Raw genomic sequence first — 19,007 nt, 5'->3', positions numbered from 1 at the left:
CCACAGGAGTCTCTTGGAACTCCTGCAGGATAATCTCCCGCACCTTGTCCCACTTCAGCTTATCCAGCCCGCAGCCGATTTCCGGCATGGCAATGCGGTGGATCGAATCTGGGTTAGCTCTGAAAAAAAGTCCGCCGCAAATCCGCCACCCATGCCTCCGGGACCTCCCACGGAATGAAGTGTCCGCCCCGCTCATGGGCGGTAATGTTGACGTGGTTGTACCAGGCGGCGCGGTCGCTGTCCAGAAAGTTCTGCACGCGCTGCTCCGTGGCCACCCCCGGCGGATTCTCGTAGCCGACAAAGGTTATTCCGGTCTTCGCCTCGATGACCGGCCAGCGGTCGTGGGCCGGCGTCCAGGGATAGCGGTTATTGTTCGAGTAAAGGCGCGTTGAAGTCTCGATTGAATTATTTACCCAGTAGATGGTTGCATGAGTCAGGAGGTCGTCTTTGCTGAAGACAGTCTCCAGATTGCCATGGTTATCGCTCCACCGCTCCCACCGTTCCAGCATCCAGGCGAGCATGCCGGCCGGCGAATCGCTTAGCCCGAAGGCAAGGGTGCCGGGGTCCAGGACATGGATCGCCAGATGCGAGGCGAACCGGCGGTCCAGCCGTAATATTCCTTCACGGATATGCGGGGGCAGCTGCTCCGGCAGCGGGCGGCCGCCGGAGAAATCCCAGGCCCGTTCGCCATTGAAGAAGCTGAGCTTCTGCGCGGAGCCGATATGGATGCCGTACAGCTCTGAGCCGTATTTATGGCCGAGCTGACCGCTCACCAGTGCGCCGACATCACACCCGCCTGCCGCGTATTTATCGTAACCGAGAATGTCCGTCATCAGGGTATGCCACAGATCGGCAATCTTCCAGAAATTCATGTCCGGTTGATCCGGCAGTGGGGCCGAGAAGCCAAATCCCGGCAGACAAGGCACTATGACCTCGAAAGCCTCCGCCGGATTGCCCCCATAAGCCCCTGGGTCCGCCAGCGCATCGATCACTTTGGACCAGTGCCAGAATGTCCACGGCCAGCCGTGGGACAGGATCAATGGCACCGGATTCGGCCCGACGCCCGGCTTGCGCATGAAATGCACGGACACCCCGTCCACCTGCACCTGATAATGCTCATACGCATTCATCGCCTGTTCCTCTTTGCGCCAGCCGAATTCATGAATCCAGTAATGGACAAGCTCCTCCACATAGCTGCGGCGGACACCGTAATATCCGTCTTCATTGCCGGCATCCAGCGGCCAGCGGGTATTCATTAACCGTGACTTCAGATTATCCAGAATGGACTGGGGCACGTGAATCGGGCTTGGCTCCAGCGGGAATTTCCGCGCTGCATTCATGGTCTCTCCTCCTTTGGTGCGAGAACAGCCTACGGCTGCTTCCCGTTGCCCAGCTCGGCCAGCCGCTGCAGGGCGGGAATAGCGGCGGCGATGCTCTGCTGCTGTTCCAGGCTCAGTCCGTCCACATACCTGCCGAGCCCGGCAATACGCTCATCCCGCCGGGACTCAATGACCTTGGCTCCCTCCGGGGTAATGTGCACCTGCACCACCCGGCCATCCTTAGGGTCGGCCCGGCGCTCCGCCAGCCCGTCCCGTTCGAGCCGGGTCACTAGCTGTGTGATCGCCGACTGCGTCACCTGCTCCGTAGCCGCAAGCTCCGTGAGCCGCAGCGGACTTTTAAGAGTCAGCGTATGCAGCACCGACAACGAGGTGAAGCTCATTTTGTCCACAGACGGCAGCCGGATCATAAATCTCGTCATTTGTTCAAGGGCCATAGCCAGTTCAGCAACATCTAATTCGTGATTGGGAAAGTTTTCTATAGTCATGAGCCAATTATATCAGTAACTTATATAAATTGCTAATATAATTTTCCGGCCTACTCCACCTTCTTGCGCAACCGTCACCCACCGTGATAGGCACGCTCTGTAGTATCAAACGAACTGGGAGCAATCGAGCAAAACAGCAGGAAATCTACGCAACGATGCCCGCGACGAGCGTTGCCGCCGGACCGGACGGCCCATCCGTCCGGCCCGCTTACACCGGTTCAATCAGAGATAACACAGCATCGACTGCTCAATCCAGTACACAAACTCTGCGCCCGGACTCAGCGGTTCATAGGTCTTCATCCGCAAATACAGGTCAATCCCGTCGGATACGTCATGCCACAGATCGGTAAAGACATAATCATACTGTCCTTTGGGCAGCTCCGCCTCCGCGAACGCAAAAGCATCCGCCTGAACCACCTTAATCTTATGGGCATTCCCGAATTGGGGCAGCACATGTTCGTTGAATAACTGAATGACATGGGGGTTGATCTCCACCACGGTTACGCTCTCCACCCGCTCCTGCTCGGACGCCATATAAGCGTAATAGCCAAGGCCCAGTCCAAAGGCAAGCACATGGCCATGCGCCTGCTCCACCGCTTCATGCATCGTCGCGATTTCATTGGGGGTTATGGTCATCCAGATTCGACCGTTCTCCAGAATCGCCGGGAACCGGAATTCCTCTGCAAAAAAACCGATCTGCGGAAGCTGCCTGCCCTCAGCCGTACGGAGAATATCGTTGCACACAAACCCTTCATACGGCTGGTAGGCTTCATATTTCAGTTCACTGCTGCCCACAGCTACCGGCGGAATCCGGATATTCCTGTAATATGGATTGTTGTAGTACACCTCCACATCGAGCTTATGAATCATCTGGCTGAAGTAACGGTTAAACAGCGCCTTGTCGGCCGGATCATCGGCAATATCCAGCCCGAAGGCTCCCGCCAGAATAACGGCAAAGGCATATTCCTCAGCCACGCCGTATTGCGTAATCTCCGCGATTTCCTCCGGCTTAATGAGGTCCGGGGCATCGTTCAGATAACGGCTCAGCCAGGCAAAGACCTTGTAATTGTCCGCCTGGACAGAACCATGTAGTGCTTGATTTTCCTCCATTAAATATCACCTATTCTTTTTCAAAACTGTCCACTTCGTGAATAGCATAACAACCAGCAGAACATTATATCCGTGAGTAAGATTAAACCTAAACACAGGAGATGACTTTATGGCCGATCATATTAGTGAAATCTGGCATGCAGATATGAAACAAAACGGGCTGATGCCTCTGATCAAAGATCTGAGCGAGCATGAAGCAATTCCGGAAGAAGGATATGTTGTCGTCGATATGAATCCTTTTCCAACCGGAAATCCGGAGCCCCGTGCCGATCAGCAAGTAAACGTTATTAAAAAAGTAGTTATTCCTGAACACAAGCTAATCTCCTATGATCTCTTTAAAACTCTCCACGATAATTACAACTGGCGCAGGAATCAGAATGATCCTACACCCCAAAAAGAATGGGACGAAATTCAGAATTTCCTGAAATTCGCCATAACAACAGCCCCAATGGAAATTGCCAGAGAATTCGCTGCAAGTAAAGGATATATATCCGGCTCCGCTTCCGATGAGGAATGGATAGATAAACTAACGGACTTATGGTTCGCTCAGTATGAAGGCAACAGCACCTCTCTTTTTGAGCATGTCTTCATTGGAGAAGAAGGTGGAACTAGCGGGCGGGACCGGGTGTTATCAGGGCATCATTTCTGGTATCACTATTATATTAATGACGGTCCGTTTGAAGTGACTACCTTTGAAGACAGCATCGCTTTCTTAAAGCATGTTGAAGTGGTCCGTTCAGAAGTAAGCAATCTCGCAGAAATCATCACCATTAAATACATTTATACCAAGAAGGATGGTTCAGGGGAATTAGATTTGCTTAAAACGCCTAAAGGCGGCTTCTTTGTCGGATTAAGCACCGAAGGTTTATTGGCCATGGGGACAGTGGCATTTTTGGAAGATGTAAACGATACGGATGTATATTTAAAATTTGATTTAAATGGTGAGCGATATAGCTTAACCGTATGGAGGACAAAGGATAACCATAAACACCCGCGCACCTTTTTTCCAGTCATCGAACAACCGGTTCCCGTCGGATAACGAACCTTCACAAAGCGTCCCCCCCCAGACACAACAGCAGCGGCAGACTTACATTACGGAAAATGTAGGACTGCCACTGTTTTTTTTGTCACAATCAAGACCCTACCCTCAGTAATCCCTTGTTCCCTTGTATTTGATACCCCAGGTCACTAAGTTTACTCTGTCACTCTGCATCGCCGAACCGGTACGTCCAGAAACGCTCCGTGCCGTAGCGGAGGCGGATTTCCTCAGCCGTCAGCTCGCGGTTTCCGACCAGCTCCGCCGCCTGAAATTGCGTGGCGTGGGCGCGGATCGACGCCATCTTCTCTTCAAGAAACGCAGTGACATCCATGGTCACATCCGGCTGGCCGATTACCTGCTCGCAGTTCACGGCGAACGCGCTGCAGTAGACAACCGGCCGTTCCGCTGCCGGAAGCTGGGCGACCGCCCGGATCACGGCGGCTCCGGTGGCATCATGATCGGGATGCACGCTGTACCCCGGATAGAAGGTGATGACCATCTGCGGCTTCAGCTCCTCCAGCAGTCCGGTAATCCGTGCTTCCAGCACCTGCGGGTCCTCGAATTCGACCATTTTATCGTGGAAGCCAAGCATTCTGAGGTCCCGGATACCAATGGCGCGGCAGGATGCCGCCAGTTCCTCCTTACGGATGGCCGGCAGGGTCACCCGGTTGGCAAACGGCGGAATCCCCATATTCCGGCCCATCTCCCCAAGCGTCAGACAGGCGTAGGTCACTTCCATACCGCCTGCGATGTACATCGCCAGCGTCCCTGCTGCTACAAAGGATTCATCGTCGGGATGGGGAAACACTGCCAGTATACGCTGGCGTTCAGTCGGTTTGCTGTTCATGGTTGTTTGTTCCTCTTCTCTCATTAGAAAGGTTCCCGTCCGAGCTGCAGGGCCACTATCAGCTTGCCCAGACTGTCGTGTCCGGCCAGGATTATACGTTCCTGCTCCGTTTCATCTACATGGGTCAGGCCTTCGGCATACACCCAGCCCTGCACGGTCTTCAGTCCGATCCGGTAGGGACCCGCTCCGGAAATGGAGCCTTGGGAATAGCGGATAACCGCATTGGTAATAAACGCTGACGCCGGGTGCCGGGTAGCATCCAGGTGGCTGGCATACGCACCTGAGGTTAGTTCGAGGTGTATGTACAGTTCCTGACCGGCGAGGCGGTCGATCCGGGTTTGAATGTCTTGGGGTTGTAGCGGCTGCATTGGCGCCCTCCTTACAATCAGGATAATATTGTTAATTCTATTAATAGTTCACAGGCTAATTAATTTGAAGCCTACACCGAAGTATAGCACAATCGCAGCAAAATCCGTTATCCCCAGGATACCGCCACGCCTCCCCTAAGTTAAACCCGCTGACTTCATTCATTGGCACAATGGCCTCGTATAGGACAGGTTTCCCTGATATGTTAGAGGAAATAATAAAGCCAGCGAATTCTGTATGCATTCCAGCGATTTTTTTCCATCATTCGCACCTGCTATAAAACTAGTCCGGCATACGTCTTACTAAGTGAAAGGGGGACGGCGGCAACATGGAGGAAGGAACACAGGTACCCGAGCTCTTCCAGCGCCTGTTCCGGGAGCATTACCCCGAGGTGGCGCGGAAGCTCTATGCATTGACCGGCGATTACGCGGCGGCGGAGGATCTGGCCCAGGAGGTATTCCTGCGGCTCTACCGGAATCCGCCGGAGCGGCTGGAGGCCGTCGGCGCCTGGCTGCACCGGGTACTGACCCGGATCGGCTACGACTATCTGCGCCAGCGCTCGTCAACGAAGACATTACTCGATAAGGAAACCGCCCGTCTCGCCGTTTGGTCGGAGGGCTCGGTCCCTTCGGGAGAGACGGAAGTTATCCGTGAATGGGAAAAAGATGTGATCCGCCGGGTGCTGCACAAGCTCTCGGACCGTGACCGGACCGCCCTCCTTCTACGGGAGGAAGGCTACAGCTACGAAGAAATTGCCCTCCGGCTGGAGGTCAACCCGAAGATTGTCGGCACCTTGCTGGCCCGGGCGGAGGCACGGCTGAAGAAGAAATATGGACAGGAGGAAGAGCGCGATGGCGGACGAAACGAAACAGACCGGCGGGGAGCCGGTTTTTGATGCAGAGCGGGCGTTGAAGCGGTTCGAGAGCCGCGCAGCCCGGGAGCCGGTTCCGGCGTTCTGGCAGCAGAATGCCGGAACGGATTCTACGGATCATATGAAGCCTGAAGCATTAAAGGATAATCACAACCATTATGACAAGGACGGTGTACATCAGATGAAACACAACGATAGCTTGGAAAGTGCGCATGGGCCGGGGTTCGCCCGTTCGGCCGGAAGCACAGAACTGGCCCATGCAGAGACCGCGGGCCGGACCTGGCGGACCGAACGGCCGGCCAGACGCCGGCTGCGGAGAGTGACGACAGGCGTTGCTGCTGTGGCTATTGCCGTAGGATTGTTCACCACTCCGCTGGGGAACCGGGTATTGGCCTCCATGCAGCATACCTTCCGCATCCAGCAAATGGTCGGTGTCGGAATTACAGCGGACGATATGACTGCAATTGCTGCGCTGCTGGAGAACGGCTCGCCTGAAGGAGACCGCAGCTTCAATCTGGCCCAATACGGCAGCCTGTCCTTCTCCGGCGGCGGCGAAACGCTGGATCTGAATTGGGACGAGGCGCAGGCGCGGATGGGCGGCACGCTGCTCCGGCTGGAGCACCCTACCGCTCCCGCCTTTCAGCCGGCCTCCAAGCTGACCTTCAACTTGAACGTGAAAGCCGTCAACCGGCTGCTGACCCGCTTCGGCAGCGATACCAACCTTCCAGCCGAAGCTGACGGGCAGCCAATCACGCTTGCGATCCCTGACGGCGTCGTCTCGGCGGGTACCTTGTCTGGCCACCCCGTCCGGCTGCTGCAATTCGGCAAGCCGGAGCTGACGGTGGGGAATGGCATTGATCCGGAAGCCGTCCGCGATGCGGTGCTCGGCCTGCCTGTACTGCCGGACAGCCTGCGGACCAAGCTGGCCGCCATCGGTGACTGGCAGAATACCCTGCCGGTTCCGGCAGTTGACGGCACGACCACCGTCATTAAGCTGAACGGTCATGATGCAGTTATGGCCGAGGGCGGCACGGAGCGCTTCCTGCTCTGGCTCGACGGAGAGCGGATGAGCCTCCTTAGCGGCAGCACGCAGGACTTCCCTGCGGAGTCCGATTTCCGGCAGGCTGCGGAGGTGCTGATCCGGCAATGATGATCGAGACGGCGGAATTGACCAAGACCTATAATGGCCGCGGCGGCTGCCGCGGCATCACCCTCCAGGTGCCGGAGGGCAGCATCTTCGGCCTGCTGGGTCCGAACGGTGCCGGCAAGAGCACCTTCGTTAAAATGCTGGCCGGCCTCCACCGCCCCGACTCGGGGCGGGCCACCGTTCTGGGGCAGCCGCTGGGCCGGCCGGAAGCACGGCAGAGGCTCGGGTATTTACCCGAGCTGTTCCGCTTTCAGGACTGGCTGACTCCGGTGGAGGTGCTCCGCTTCCACGGCCAGCTCGGCGGGCTGCGGCCGCAGGAGACGCGGACGCCAGCCTTCCGGGCCCGGGTCCGCGACACCCTGGAGCTCGTCGGCCTGGCCGAAGCCGCAGACCGCCGGGTCGGCGGCTTCTCCAAGGGCATGCAGCAGCGGCTCGGGCTTGCGGCGGCGCTGCTGCTGGAGCCCGAGCTCGTCATCCTGGACGAACCCGCCTCGGCACTTGACCCAATCGGCCGCTATGAGATCCGCAGCCTGCTGAAGCGGCTGCGGAGCAAGGGCGTCACGGTGTTCCTCAATACCCATCTGCTCGAGGATGTGGAAGAGCTGTGCGATGAAGCCGCCTTCCTGTACGGCGGCGAGCTGGTGGCGGCTGGTCCGCTGCAGCAGCTGCTCGGGAGCACAGACGGGGGCAGCGGCATCAATTGGCGCTTCCGGCTGGGCGGCTGGCTGCCGGAGACTTGGACGGAGCTCACCGGGGCTCTCCCCGGAACGCTCGCTTCCCTGCTGAACCTGGCCGAATCGGATAACCAGGGCAATGCGCTCATCGCCGCCCGCGTCACGGACCGGGAACAGGCCGGCTACCTCTGTTCCCTGTTCATCCGCAGCGGCCTGACGCTCTATGAATCCGGCCCTGAGCCGTACAGCCTGGAGGCGTGGTTCATCCGGATGGCGGAATCCCGCCAGGGAGGTGTCCGCCAGTGACCATGTACATCTCGGCCACCTTTAAGGAGCTGACCCGCAAACGGGTATTTCTGGTTACTTTGATTCTCACCGTGCTCTTCATGATTCTGTTCGCGCTCGGCGTCCGGGAGCTGGCCGGTGTTACCGGCCTAAGCCAAGCTTCTCCCGCCGAACGGATGCTGAACGGCATGGTGCTCATGGTGCTCGGGCTGTTCTTCGCCCAGCTGCTGACGGCCTTCTTCGTCTTCTTCTCCGCTATGGGCACCGTTACCGGCGAGCAGGAGAGCGGCCTGCTGCTGGCCGTCGCCGCCCGTTCCATTCCCCGCTGGAGGCTGTACCTCGCCAAATGGCTGGGTCATGCCGTCTGGATCACCGTGTATTGCGCGGCGCTGTTCCTGTCCCTTGTGTGGGCCATCCATAGCTTCGCCGGCCTTCCCATCCTGATCGGAGATCTGCTGCGGGGCCTTGTCTTGTTCATCTGGATGCCGCTGCTGCTGCTCACGCTCACCATGCTCGGCTCCGTATATTTGCCGATGCTGGGGAACGGAATCTGCTCCGCCCTGCTCTACGGGTTCGCCCTCTTCAGCGGACTGGTCGAAGGAATTTCCGTTTATGGCGGAGTCAACCCTGCGGTGGAGAAATTTGCTCTGGTAACCGGGCTGCTGCTGCCCACCGACTCCGTCTACCGCAGGAGTCTGTACGAGCTGGTAGGAGGAGCAGACTGGGCCGGGCTGGCGATATCGGATATGGGTCCTTTCTCCATATCGAATGTCCCCTCCAATGCCTTCCTCCTATATACTGTAGGATATGCAGCAATCATGCTCCTGCTCGGCTGCCGGGCGTTCAGCCGCAAGGATCTGTAGCCTGCGTCCCCTTCATTGCAACAGACCAAGCCTTATCCACCCGGATAAGGCTTGGTTAATGTACAGATTAGAACGCCTGCCCTATTTCGACTCCAGCAATAATGCCATTGTGTCATTCCCCGCAAGATAAGTCCCGCCGGCAACATCATTATAGAGAGAATGCAGAGTAAACCCCGCAGCCGCCAGCTCTTGCACAATCATCTCCCTCGAAAAAGCTTGATCCCAGATGTAGTAGGCATCCGTGTGCTGGCCGGTCACGATGACCGTGTGGTTCAGTGAGAGATACCCGTCATATTTCAGGCTTTGGGACAGCTCCAGATGGGCATCCGGACACCAGAAGCCGCCATGCGGATGCAGCGACCAGCGGCTGCCCTCCGTGAGGCCGGCGAACCGGTGCTCTGTGAACACATCCAGCAGCAGCCTTCCCCCTTTCTTCAAGCTTCTCCGGATATTCAGCAGCAGCTGCTTCCGGTCTTCCGGCCCCAGCGCCCCGTAATCACAGTAGATCAGGATTACCAAATCATATTGTCCCGCATCGTTCAGCTCCAGGTAATTGCCGTAGCGGTAATCGATGTCCAGTTGCTTGTTCCGCGCACTCTCTCTGGCATGCCGGATGGAATTCTCCGAGAAATCAATCCCGGTGACCCTAAAGCCGGCTTGCGCCAGCCGCTCGCAATACAGCCCCGGACCGCAGCCGTAATCCATAATTCGTGTATCACCGTCTTTCATAACCGCCCCTGTTATAAAGTCCGCCGAACGGTCAAGAAAATCCGGCTTCCGGCTGGCTGCCTCCGTCTCCGGATTCAGATGCGCCTCCAGCAAATGTCCTGCAATATACGGGTCCTGCCAAAACATCTTCTCCGAGCGTTTGAACCTCCCGGGCTGCTGCAAAAGTTGAAACCAATTGTCCAACATTCTTCATTCCTCCCAATATACTTTTTGAAATACCAAAAAGACCGCAGAGCAGTCGCTCTACGGTCTACACAGTGAAGCTATCCGGAGAGCAAACATCAATTTTGAGCACAACAAATAAGCATAGGTACATACTTATTTATTTCGCCTTCCATTGAATGTTAGCGCTCTCCAGTCACAGCAAAGCTCCTGAATATCAAACTTCTGCCGTGCCGAATCTCTTCACCCGGCTTTCATGTGGTTATACTGAAACTTTAACAGGGACTTCCTGTTATATCAAGCATCCAGCAGCAGCTTTTGAACCCGAAACCCTGCTCCCGGCAAAAAAAACCGTAGAGCTCCCGCTCTACGGCAATAATGCTATATGCTGCTACACTTTAAATGTACTGACAGTCTGATTCAGCTCTTCGGCCAGCTGGGCCAGGGACTGGGAGGTAGCTGCCGTCTCCTGGGTGGCGGCGGCGGTCTCTTCGCTGATGGCGGCAATCGATTCGATGGACTGTGTGACCATCGCGGTCTGCGCGGCTTGCTCTTCGCAGGCGGCCGCAATCATCGTTATTTTCTCGGAAGTATCATTCACCTGCTGCATAATCCGTTCGAAGGAGTCCTTCGTTTGTCTGGAATGGCTCACCCCTTCGGAGACAGTCCTTACGCTAATCCGTGTATTCTCCTGGATTTGGCGGATGAGCGCGGCAATTTGCTTGGTAGAGCCGACACTCCGCTCCGCAAGCCTGCGGACTTCAGCCGCCACTACGGCAAAGCCCCGGCCCTGCTCGCCCGCACGCGCGGCTTCAATTGCCGCATTAAGTGCCAGCAGATTGGTCTGCGCCGAGATTTCGTCGATTACTGCAATAATTTCGCCGATCTTCTCCGAATCTTCCTCCAGCAGCTTGATCTGTTCATTTACGTCATCCATGCTTTGCAGGGAAGCTTGAATAACCGTCCCGCCCTCCAGTGCTGTCGCTACCGTGTTCGCGGATATTTCAGCCGCTTCTTCCGCCCGGAGCGCCACGTCATTGACAGCGATGGACAGCTCCTTGAACAGCTCAGCGATGACCTGGGTATCCTCCGCCTGCTTCATGCCTCCGGCGGAGACATCGTCCGAGTTGGCAGAAATCTGCTGGCTGGACGCGGCCACATTGCCCGAGGCATCCACAATATGATCGATCATGCTCCGTAAATTCCTGACGGTCTCATTAACGGAGTCGCTAAGCTGACCGAGCTCGTCGCGGGAGTGATAATTAGCTTCGGCCGTTAGATCATGCTTGCGGACCCGGGCCATGACATCCTGCAAAATGCCGATCGGACCGGTAATCGTGCGGGCAATAATGAGCCCGATCAGTCCGCACAGCACCACAGCCAGCACCGTTATCGCTAACGTGAGAACATTCGAGCGGTCTGCACTTGCCTGGCTGTCTTCATAGAACGTCTTGGCATTCGCCTGCTGTTCGTCAACCATGGCTTCGATAGCCCCGATCATTTCCTGACGGATCGGCTTCAGCTGATCGGTATATACCCGGTACGCATCCTCCCGGTTTCCGGCGGCAAGGTAAGTATCGAAGCTCTTCTTCACTTCATTGTTCTGCGTGATCAGCGATTTAAAGCGTGAATACTGCTCCTGAACGCCCGCCGTCTTGGGAATGGCTTCGAATTCCTTCTGCGCGGCTATGTTCTCTGTGACACGGTCAGCGATTTGCTGAAGCAGCAGGTCGTTATTGGCAGGGGCTGAATCTATCAGCCGCTCCAGATTATAGGCATCGATTTGCGCATTGTTAAACAGGATTTGTTGTATGAACCCCGAGGCCAGCATCTCTTCCTCATACATTTTTTTGGACTTGGCGGTTACACCCTGCAGTGAGATATAACTTGATACGCCGATTGCGGCCATAAAGAGAACCGACAGGACCAGCAGGCATACCATTTTGGTGGAGACTTTCCAGTGACGAATGAACATAATGTGCCCTCCCAGGGTGCTGATGTCTTTCATTCATATTTATCGGCAGTCCATTCAAATTTTTGCATATAAAAATTCATGGATTCCGCAGAAAGTGCCGCCACGTTAAAAACGGCCGCCCTGATAGGACGACCGGTTGCGGTAAATGTCTATTTATATAGACGCTCTTGTGAATTATAACGTACCTGGGCCGCGCATCAACGCTTCCGGTAATACGGCAGTCTGCCGAGCGGCACTTCAATGTTCAGAACGGCCGGCCCCTCCACAACACTGCCGTCATCTCCGGCCCATGTCCCCTGCGGGAGGACAACCTGGCGTTCACGGCAGCCCTTCTCTACTACAGGAGCGACCAGTGTGGAGCTCCCCAGCATGAACTGGTCCTTGATGGTCTCCAGCCCTTCTTCGGGGAATTCATAAGCCATATGCCGCATTATCGGCTCGCCCGTCTGCGATGCGTGCCGGGCCAGCTCCAGAATCTCCGGACCGAACCGGGCATGCAGCCCGGCTGCTTCGATGCAATAGCCTAAATGCGTCTCATCCAGCACCCGCCACGGCGCCGCCGAGAACTGCATCATCGGAAACAGCGCCGAGCACTGGGCATAACGGACGAATAATTCCGGATCTATCTGTGCCGAAGTCAAGCTCCCGATCTCTCCTCCGCCGATCATGTCGGGACAGGTGTAGGCATAACCGAGCAGCCCCTGGGCCAGCCCATCGGGAATCAGCGCCCCCAGCCCGCCGGCACCCCATTGATGACCCTTGTCCTTAAGCCGCTGGACCAGCGGCTGGCCGGCGAGCTTCCAGCAGGCCCGGTATTCATTCAGCCTGTACTTCAGCCCGACTCTGGCCCACGCTTCGCTGTGCCCGCTGGGGGTTGCGGGGGTATAACCGAGATCATCCTCCGCATAGAACTCCGCATCCCCGGCATCCAGCTTGAAGCCGTCGATACCGTAGTCACGCTGCAGATCATCGAGCCGGTCCTGTATCCACTTCACAGCGCCGGGGTTCGTGCAATCCAGCACGGCGCTGTAGCCGTTCCACCATTTGCGGATGGCCGTCCGCCCGCTGTTATCCTTCAATAGCAGACCGGCAGGCTCGACCGTCCGGAACGTCCGGGAATCCGGGCTGATGAATGGGCACACCCACAGCATGACCTGAAACCCCATGGCATGAAGCTCCTCCAACATGCCCTTGGGGTCGGGAAACCTCCCGGAGTGAAACGTCCAGGTGCCGTAGGGCTCATGCCAGTTATCGTCAATCATGATTACGCCTGGAGGCATTCCGTGCTCCAGCACGCTCCGTGCATAGTCGATAACCTTCTCCTGAGTCGGCTCATACTGCAGCTCAATCCACAGGTTATACTGGGGTGCAGTAAACAGCAGCTCTTCGGGAATGCCCCCGTCAGGCGGGAAACAGGTGCGGGAAACCTGCTGAAACACCCCCTTTAAGCTCCCGTACCCCTCTCCTGTAAGCACTTCCCCGCCACCTACCGTAAGAGAGCCTTCCTCCAGCCGGAAATGAAAGGGCGCCTCGCTCCAAATGTATCTCCCTTTATTGGAAATCAGCAAGGGGGCAGCCTGATTGCCGTTATGATTGCTGTTCAAATCCGCCGCGAACAACGCTCGCCCGTAGGGCATATCCATTCCGTCGGCTGTCCGTCCGCCCCACCAGTACTCACCTTCAAGCAGCTCAAGCTTCATTGTCTGATCGTGTGTGGACATTATCATTCACTCCTTTATCTACCACGATCTTACCGCCATGGAGCCGCCCGGGACAATCTAAATGTTGTGCGCTATAATATAACAAAATTGACTTATTAACGAAAGGAGTGCGGCAGTTGACAGAGCATTCCTCCTATGCCTTTCGAAGTGATGATAAATCAATCTTGACACTGGATTCCATCGGCTGGCAATCGATCAGGAGCCCAGGCTACAGCTTCTCCGGGGATGCGCGTCCGGACTCTGGACATGTTATTTTTCAATACACAATCAGCGGTCTCGGGTATATGGAGGTGGATAACCGGACGGTCCCCTTGCCTCCAGGCACCGGCTTTCTGGTTAAGATTCCGAGCAAGCACAGATACTATTATCAGGAACGGCAGGAGCCCTGGGAGATTCTGTGGCTGAACCTCCGGGGAGATGAAGCGAACCGGATCTGGGATCTGGTCACGGAACGGGAAGGACCGGTCATTCACCGGGAGCCGGATTCGCCGGTAATTACCGGGCTGAGGGAGCTTCTCGATCACATCGCAACCGGGAAGACCACGGACAAATATCTGCTGTCGGCCATGGTGTATCAGTGGATGCTCTTGCTGGTGCAGACGAGCAGGGCGATCGGCAAAGACATCAGCGCCCATTCCACTACGGTGATCCAGCGGGCGAAACAATACCTGAAGGAGCATTACGCCCAGCCCCTCACCCTGGATATGCTCGCAGAGCACTGCGGGATCAATAAATACCACCTGTGCCGGCTGTTTCAGCGTTCCGAGCAGACCTCTCCCCTGGCCTATTTGCGCGACCGGCGGATTGAAGCGGCCCTCTCCCTGCTTCGGACCACCGAGCTTCCCGTCCAGGAGGTCGGCCGGAGGTGCGGCTTCGACAGTCCCAGCTACTTCGGCAAAGTATTCCAGCAGTACATGTCCATGACGCCCAAGGAATACCGGAAGAAGAAGCTGGAGTTCCCGTATCATGCGGTTTATTATGAGTAGGCTAGGGCAGCTGCATAGCAAAAAGAACACCCCAGGGTGTTCTCTTTCATTCCCCGGAAGTTCATCCGGGCATATCGAAATGCCTGCTTTAAGCTTAGTGAAGCGGCGGCAGTGCAGCTGCAGCCGGTGCGTAACTGTTCTGGATGAGCTGCATGTCCTGCTGGGCCAGCTGTGGTACTTGATAGTACCCCTGTTTATTCTGGTACAGCGAAATTTCGTAAGCCATCTCAATGCAGTTGGGGAGGGAATCGGCCAAAACCCGGCGCACCACCGGATTGGTGGATTCCAGAGCAGCCATGGTCTTAGCCGTTGCGCCGGATTTAACGGCACAAAGCATACTGGAGGAAATCACATCGTCGTTAATCGCTGCCGTTCCCTGAATCGGTTGCTTCGGAGGGCTTGGCTTCAGGCCATATGCAACGTCATTCCCTTGATTCATTTTATAGCTTTGCGTTGGCACGGAAGGATCTTGTCCTGTTTTAAAACATTCCAAGGTTGTGTTATACTCTGCTGTCATAAATTGCTTCTGACGGTCCAGGATGCCCCGTAGCTCAGGATCTTGCACATATTGGCTCAACATTGTATACGTGTTCAGTGTGTTTACAGCTCCCGTTAACACCTCATGAACATCAAGCACTTCGTGGGCCCCGTGGTTCAGCTGCGCCGGAATAGCGCCGGCTTCAATGTTTTGCTGCTGTTCAAATTGCATTTATTTAGCCTCCTAAGTCATCTCGTTGGAATTTGTGAACCTCGCCTGTGGCGTACAGGCCAAGTATATTGTCAATCTAAGATCGGCTAATTATTCAGTGGAGATACAAATTTGGATCAATTATGATATAGTCGCTTATACACGGCAGACTGAATATGGAGGAGAACAAGATGACAGATCAGATACTGTTGGGTGCGATTGAAGCGGGAGGCACCAAGTTTGTATGCGGGATAGGTTACGGTGACGGTACGATTGTCGACAGAGTCAGCTTTCCGACGACGACGCCGGAGGAGACGATGAAGCTGGTCGGGGACTATTTCCGCAGCAAAACGGTCGGGGCCATGGGGATCGGCTCCTTCGGTCCGATTAACCCGATTCCGGGAACTCCGGATTACGGCTGCATAACAACGACACCGAAGCCCCACTGGAGCGGGTTTAATCTGGTCGGCGCCGTGCGCCGGGAGCAGGATATTCCAGTCGGCTTCGACACCGATGTTAACGGGGCCGCCTTGGGTGAATTGCGGTGGGGCGCGGCGCAAGGACTGGACAACTGTCTGTATATTACGGTCGGTACGGGCATCGGCGCCGGGGCCGCTGTGAACGGCGGACTGGTCCATGGATTATCTCATCCGGAGATGGGTCATATTATTGTGCGGCGTCACCCCAAGGATACGTATGAGGGAACCTGCCCTTATCACCAGGATTGTCTGGAAGGATTGGCGGCCGGTCCGGCTATCGTCAAGCGCTGGGGAGTGGTGAACGGTGCTGATCTGCCTGATAGCCATCCGGCCTGGGAAATGGAGGCCTATTATCTGGCCCAGGCTCTGATGAACTATGTCCTGATCTTATCTCCGCAAAAAATAATCATGGGCGGCGGGGTAATGAAGCAGTCCCAGCTGTTCCCGCTGATTCAACAGAAGCTGCAGGACCTGCTGAACGGTTACGTCGCCCACCCGGCCCTGCAAGGCAGCATCGGCGATTACATCGTCCCGCCGAAGCTCGGGGACAATGCCGGTCTGGCCGGCGCGCTGGCGCTGGCTGATGCGGCATTGGCCGTGCGGAGCTAAGGGCGGCGGAACCCGATGGCTTCTTAGCTACAGCCCCCGGCACAAACAAAGCGCACTGGCTGATTCGCCAGTGCGCTTTGTTCTTGTCCATAGGATATAAGAGTTACTCAGGATGATAATCCGCGAACCCGGAAATCAGCAACCGTGATGTCATGCTGACGCTGTCGACCTTCCATACACCATCCGTAAATACGAGGGTGATGTTCCGGTCCTCGACGTATTGATCTTCTCCGGTCAGGCCATTTGCCAGGATAACGGATTGGGAAAGCACGGCAGAAGTCTTGCTAATATAAATAGGCGAAGATACCGGCGCTTCATAGGTGTCCACTGTACTCAAGCCTTTATTTTGAATAATGGATTTGATTAATCTATCGGTAAAATACGGCTTGAAGGTTGAATTTACGTTGTTTATCGACGATACATCTGCTGCCTGATTTAATTTGCCGGACAATACATTCAGGCGTGATTCTGTGATTTTTTGATGATCGGAGATCTGAACAGCAGGCTGCTCCATACCCACAACGAGTCCCTTGTCGCCCAATGTCACTGTAGCCTGTCTGGATTGCTGATTCCATGTCACATTTGCACCCAGCGATTGACTCACAAAACGCAGCGGAACATACGTCGCGCCTTTAATAACCTGTGTGGCAGCTTCCAGATCTACATATTCCCGCTGCGGTATGTTAGGGTTATCCGGCGCCGGTGGCTTCTCAATAATGACACGTTTAAAATTGGCGGCCAGCCAGATTGTCGTGTCTCCATTTTTTATTTTCACCACCTTGTCCGACTGAAACCATTGCAGACTCGCACCCAGATGCTCAGACACCGCGCGCAGCGGAACGAGCACCCGCCCGTTATCGATTTGGCCGTTGTTAATAAGAGCGGAATTCGCCACAGCCGCTGCAGCACTGGGCACTGATGTTGCAGGAAGCATAAGCAATGCTGCAGCCAGCAAGGAAATTGCCCATTTTCTGATCATACAATAACCTCCTCCTACTCAGAATTAGAAGCAGTTCTTCCCTCACCCCGCCTGACATGATGATACTACATATCGCGAAAAGTTAATCTTTGATTAATTCACTATGGATTACCGGTTTCTTGCGATGCTTCGTTGTTTGTTCAAAAGAATACGCGATGCGAATCAAAGCAGATTCCGTAAACGCCTTACCTGCAAAGGTAACGCCAAACGGTCTGCCGTTTGCTCCATACCCCGCTGGAACAGCAATGGACGGATAACCGGCTCTGGCACATATATCCGCCCCAAGATAAGCGGGAAACATGATTGCATCTAACTGATGACCATCTATCGCATAATCAATCCCTTTAGTCCGGGCCAGATGTAGATCCATAATAGATTGCTGGATGTAATCCTTATTCTTCAGGGGATTATTTAGACTCGCCCGGAATTCCAATGAATCTTGACCGTATTTCAGGGCTGCATCAGCATGTTGTTCATTCCAATCCAGGAGCTCAGACAAGGAATGGACCGGGAGATGTGCCGGAAGGCGCTGCAAATAATTATTCACTCCATGATTGAATTCAACATTCATCTTGTTCCACTGCCATGGCCCATGAAAGGAAGGAATGTCGATCCTTTCCACCACTTCAGCTCCTGCTTCCCGCAATGCGGAGACAGCCCGATGAAATAACTCCTGATGATATTCACCGGACTCCCTCATGTGCTCGGGCACATCATTGAAGATCCCGATCCTCGTTCCCTGCAGTCCATTCTTGTCCAAGCATGCGGTGTAATCCGGGAGAACAGGGTCATTCCGCCAGGTCGCCGGATCTTGCTCGTCCCTTCCCGCCAATGCGCCAAGCAGGACTGCCGCATCTGATACTGTTCTTGCCATCGGCCCTGCCGTATCTTGCGAATAAGAAAAGGGAATCACTCCTGAGCGGCTAATTAAGCCGACGGTCGGCTTGATTCCGACGATGGACATCTGGATGGCCGGACTTAGAATGGAAGCAGAGGTTTCTGTGCCTACCGCCGCCGCAGCAAAGCTCATTGCCACCGCAGCCGCCGAGCCCGTACTGGAGCCGCCAACGAAAAAATCGCCATAGGGATGCGCAACCTGACCTCCGTTGGAGCTATAACCTGCCCACATGGTCGAAGATACCCCGTTGGCCCATTCCGTCATATTCGTCTTCCCCAGGATAATGGCCCCCGCTTCTCTCAGCCGGTTGATCAGGAAAGCATCCTTCGTACTAACATGCTGCGCTAATGCCAAAGCTCCTGCACTGGTACGCATCCTGTCTCCGGTCTCGATATTATCCTTAACAAGAACCGGAATGCCGTGGAGAGGTCCCCTGCTCCCCTTGCGCTGACGTTCTAAATCTAGCGCTTCGGCGATGAAGATGGCGTCGGGGTTTATCTCCATGATCGAATTGATGTGAGGGCCATCCTGATCATAGGTTGCGATACGCGACAAATAACTGAACACCAAATCCTGCGCAGTCAGTTCACCTTGTTCCATCGCCTTTTGCAGCTCTAATATACCAGCTTCTTCAATATCCAAATTTATGAGATTAAAGATATCTTTCATATTGTTGTACACGCCCCATCAGAAGTTTTATATAGTTAACTGCTTCAATAATACAACATGGGCAGACCCTATGATCGGGATAAAA

At 55.3% G+C, this 19,007-nt stretch carries 18 protein-coding genes; 7 read left to right on the top strand and 11 right to left on the bottom strand.

All coding sequences use genetic code 11. The annotated features are described in order from the left end of the window. Positions 1–113: 113 nt before the first annotated feature. The 3 genes from F1379_RS20445 to F1379_RS20435 form a co-directional block, all read right to left on the bottom strand. Positions 114–1,340, bottom strand: a complete 1,227-nt coding sequence (locus F1379_RS20445; RefSeq protein WP_150273311.1) for an epoxide hydrolase family protein — start codon at positions 1,338–1,340, stop codon at positions 114–116. Between the two features lie 29 nt (positions 1,341–1,369). Then, positions 1,370–1,774, bottom strand: a complete 405-nt coding sequence (locus tag F1379_RS20440) for a MarR family winged helix-turn-helix transcriptional regulator (RefSeq protein WP_150273306.1) — start codon at positions 1,772–1,774, stop codon at positions 1,370–1,372. A gap of 273 nt (positions 1,775–2,047) precedes the next feature. After that, a complete protein-coding gene (locus tag F1379_RS20435) occupies positions 2,048–2,935 on the bottom strand; it encodes a hypothetical protein (protein ID WP_150273302.1) in 888 nt (295 codons plus the stop codon). A gap of 109 nt (positions 2,936–3,044) precedes the next feature. Between F1379_RS20435 and F1379_RS20430 the strand changes: the two genes are divergently transcribed. Next, a complete protein-coding gene (locus tag F1379_RS20430; RefSeq protein WP_150273296.1) occupies positions 3,045–3,974 on the top strand; it encodes a hypothetical protein in 930 nt (309 codons plus the stop codon). A gap of 163 nt (positions 3,975–4,137) precedes the next feature. Here F1379_RS20430 and bshB2 read toward each other — a convergent pair whose 3' ends face one another. After that, positions 4,138–4,821 (bottom strand): bacillithiol biosynthesis deacetylase BshB2, encoded by a 684-nt coding sequence (bshB2, locus tag F1379_RS20425; RefSeq protein ID WP_150273291.1) that lies wholly within the window; start codon positions 4,819–4,821, stop codon positions 4,138–4,140. A 23-nt stretch (positions 4,822–4,844) separates the two neighbouring features. Next, the gene (locus tag F1379_RS20420; RefSeq protein WP_150273285.1) at positions 4,845–5,189 is read right to left on the bottom strand and encodes a YojF family protein; all 345 of its coding nucleotides are present in this window, start codon (positions 5,187–5,189) and stop codon (positions 4,845–4,847) included. A 326-nt stretch (positions 5,190–5,515) separates the two neighbouring features. Here F1379_RS20420 and F1379_RS20415 point away from each other — a divergent pair, with 326 nt between their 5' ends. The 4 genes from F1379_RS20415 to F1379_RS20400 are packed head-to-tail and all read left to right on the top strand — an operon-like array spanning position 5,516 to position 9,027. Next, complete coding sequence (locus tag F1379_RS20415) at positions 5,516–6,082, top strand: sigma-70 family RNA polymerase sigma factor (protein WP_150273280.1); 567 nt, start codon at positions 5,516–5,518, stop codon at positions 6,080–6,082. Then, on the top strand, positions 6,039–7,208 hold the full coding sequence (locus F1379_RS20410; protein ID WP_150273274.1) for a hypothetical protein: 1,170 nt from the start codon (positions 6,039–6,041) through the stop codon (positions 7,206–7,208). The genes F1379_RS20415 and F1379_RS20410 overlap by 44 nt, the downstream gene beginning before the upstream one ends. Then, positions 7,205–8,185 carry an ABC transporter ATP-binding protein gene (locus tag F1379_RS20405; RefSeq protein ID WP_150273270.1) on the top strand — a complete coding sequence of 327 codons (981 nt, stop codon included), beginning with the start codon at positions 7,205–7,207 and terminating at the stop codon, positions 8,183–8,185. The genes F1379_RS20410 and F1379_RS20405 overlap by 4 nt, the downstream gene beginning before the upstream one ends. Positions 8,186–8,187: 2 nt before the next feature. After that, complete coding sequence (locus tag F1379_RS20400) at positions 8,188–9,027, top strand: ABC transporter permease subunit (RefSeq protein ID WP_239004751.1); 840 nt, start codon at positions 8,188–8,190, stop codon at positions 9,025–9,027. An 81-nt stretch (positions 9,028–9,108) separates the two neighbouring features. Here F1379_RS20400 and F1379_RS20395 read toward each other — a convergent pair whose 3' ends face one another. The 3 genes from F1379_RS20395 to F1379_RS20385 all read right to left on the bottom strand — a co-directional run bounded on the left by F1379_RS20395 (position 9,109) and on the right by F1379_RS20385 (position 13,614). Then, complete coding sequence (locus F1379_RS20395; protein WP_150273266.1) at positions 9,109–9,942, bottom strand: class I SAM-dependent methyltransferase; 834 nt, start codon at positions 9,940–9,942, stop codon at positions 9,109–9,111. A 367-nt stretch (positions 9,943–10,309) separates the two neighbouring features. Then, the gene (locus tag F1379_RS20390; RefSeq protein ID WP_162551228.1) at positions 10,310–11,893 is read right to left on the bottom strand and encodes a methyl-accepting chemotaxis protein; all 1,584 of its coding nucleotides are present in this window, start codon (positions 11,891–11,893) and stop codon (positions 10,310–10,312) included. Positions 11,894–12,090: 197 nt separating this feature from the next. Further along, positions 12,091–13,614, bottom strand: a complete 1,524-nt coding sequence (locus F1379_RS20385) for a glycoside hydrolase family 31 protein (RefSeq protein ID WP_150273264.1) — start codon at positions 13,612–13,614, stop codon at positions 12,091–12,093. A gap of 116 nt (positions 13,615–13,730) precedes the next feature. On the opposite strand from F1379_RS20385, the gene F1379_RS20380 reads away from it, so the two are divergent. After that, the gene (locus tag F1379_RS20380) at positions 13,731–14,600 is read left to right on the top strand and encodes a helix-turn-helix transcriptional regulator (protein ID WP_150273263.1); all 870 of its coding nucleotides are present in this window, start codon (positions 13,731–13,733) and stop codon (positions 14,598–14,600) included. 94 nt (positions 14,601–14,694) lie between these two features. Here the strand turns inward: F1379_RS20380 and F1379_RS20375 are convergent, their stop codons facing one another. Further along, the gene (locus F1379_RS20375; RefSeq protein WP_150273247.1) at positions 14,695–15,309 is read right to left on the bottom strand and encodes a spore coat protein; all 615 of its coding nucleotides are present in this window, start codon (positions 15,307–15,309) and stop codon (positions 14,695–14,697) included. A 170-nt stretch (positions 15,310–15,479) separates the two neighbouring features. Between F1379_RS20375 and F1379_RS20370 the strand changes: the two genes are divergently transcribed. Continuing rightward, the gene (locus F1379_RS20370; RefSeq protein ID WP_275262614.1) at positions 15,480–16,376 is read left to right on the top strand and encodes an ROK family protein; all 897 of its coding nucleotides are present in this window, start codon (positions 15,480–15,482) and stop codon (positions 16,374–16,376) included. Between the two features lie 103 nt (positions 16,377–16,479). Here F1379_RS20370 and F1379_RS20365 read toward each other — a convergent pair whose 3' ends face one another. Both F1379_RS20365 and F1379_RS20360 read right to left on the bottom strand, forming a co-directional pair. Continuing rightward, complete coding sequence (locus tag F1379_RS20365) at positions 16,480–17,355, bottom strand: copper amine oxidase N-terminal domain-containing protein (RefSeq protein ID WP_150273243.1); 876 nt, start codon at positions 17,353–17,355, stop codon at positions 16,480–16,482. 82 nt (positions 17,356–17,437) lie between these two features. Further along, positions 17,438–18,922: an amidase family protein gene (locus tag F1379_RS20360; RefSeq protein WP_150273241.1), complete on the bottom strand. Its 1,485-nt coding sequence runs from the start codon at positions 18,920–18,922 to the stop codon at positions 17,438–17,440. Between the last annotated feature and the right edge of the window lie 85 nt (positions 18,923–19,007).

It is taken from the genome of Paenibacillus tepidiphilus, from assembly GCF_008635795.1.
Classification (GTDB): Bacteria; Bacillota; Bacilli; order Paenibacillales; family Paenibacillaceae; genus Paenibacillus_AQ; species Paenibacillus_AQ tepidiphilus.
This window is presented reverse-complemented; position numbering and strand designations above follow the sequence as displayed.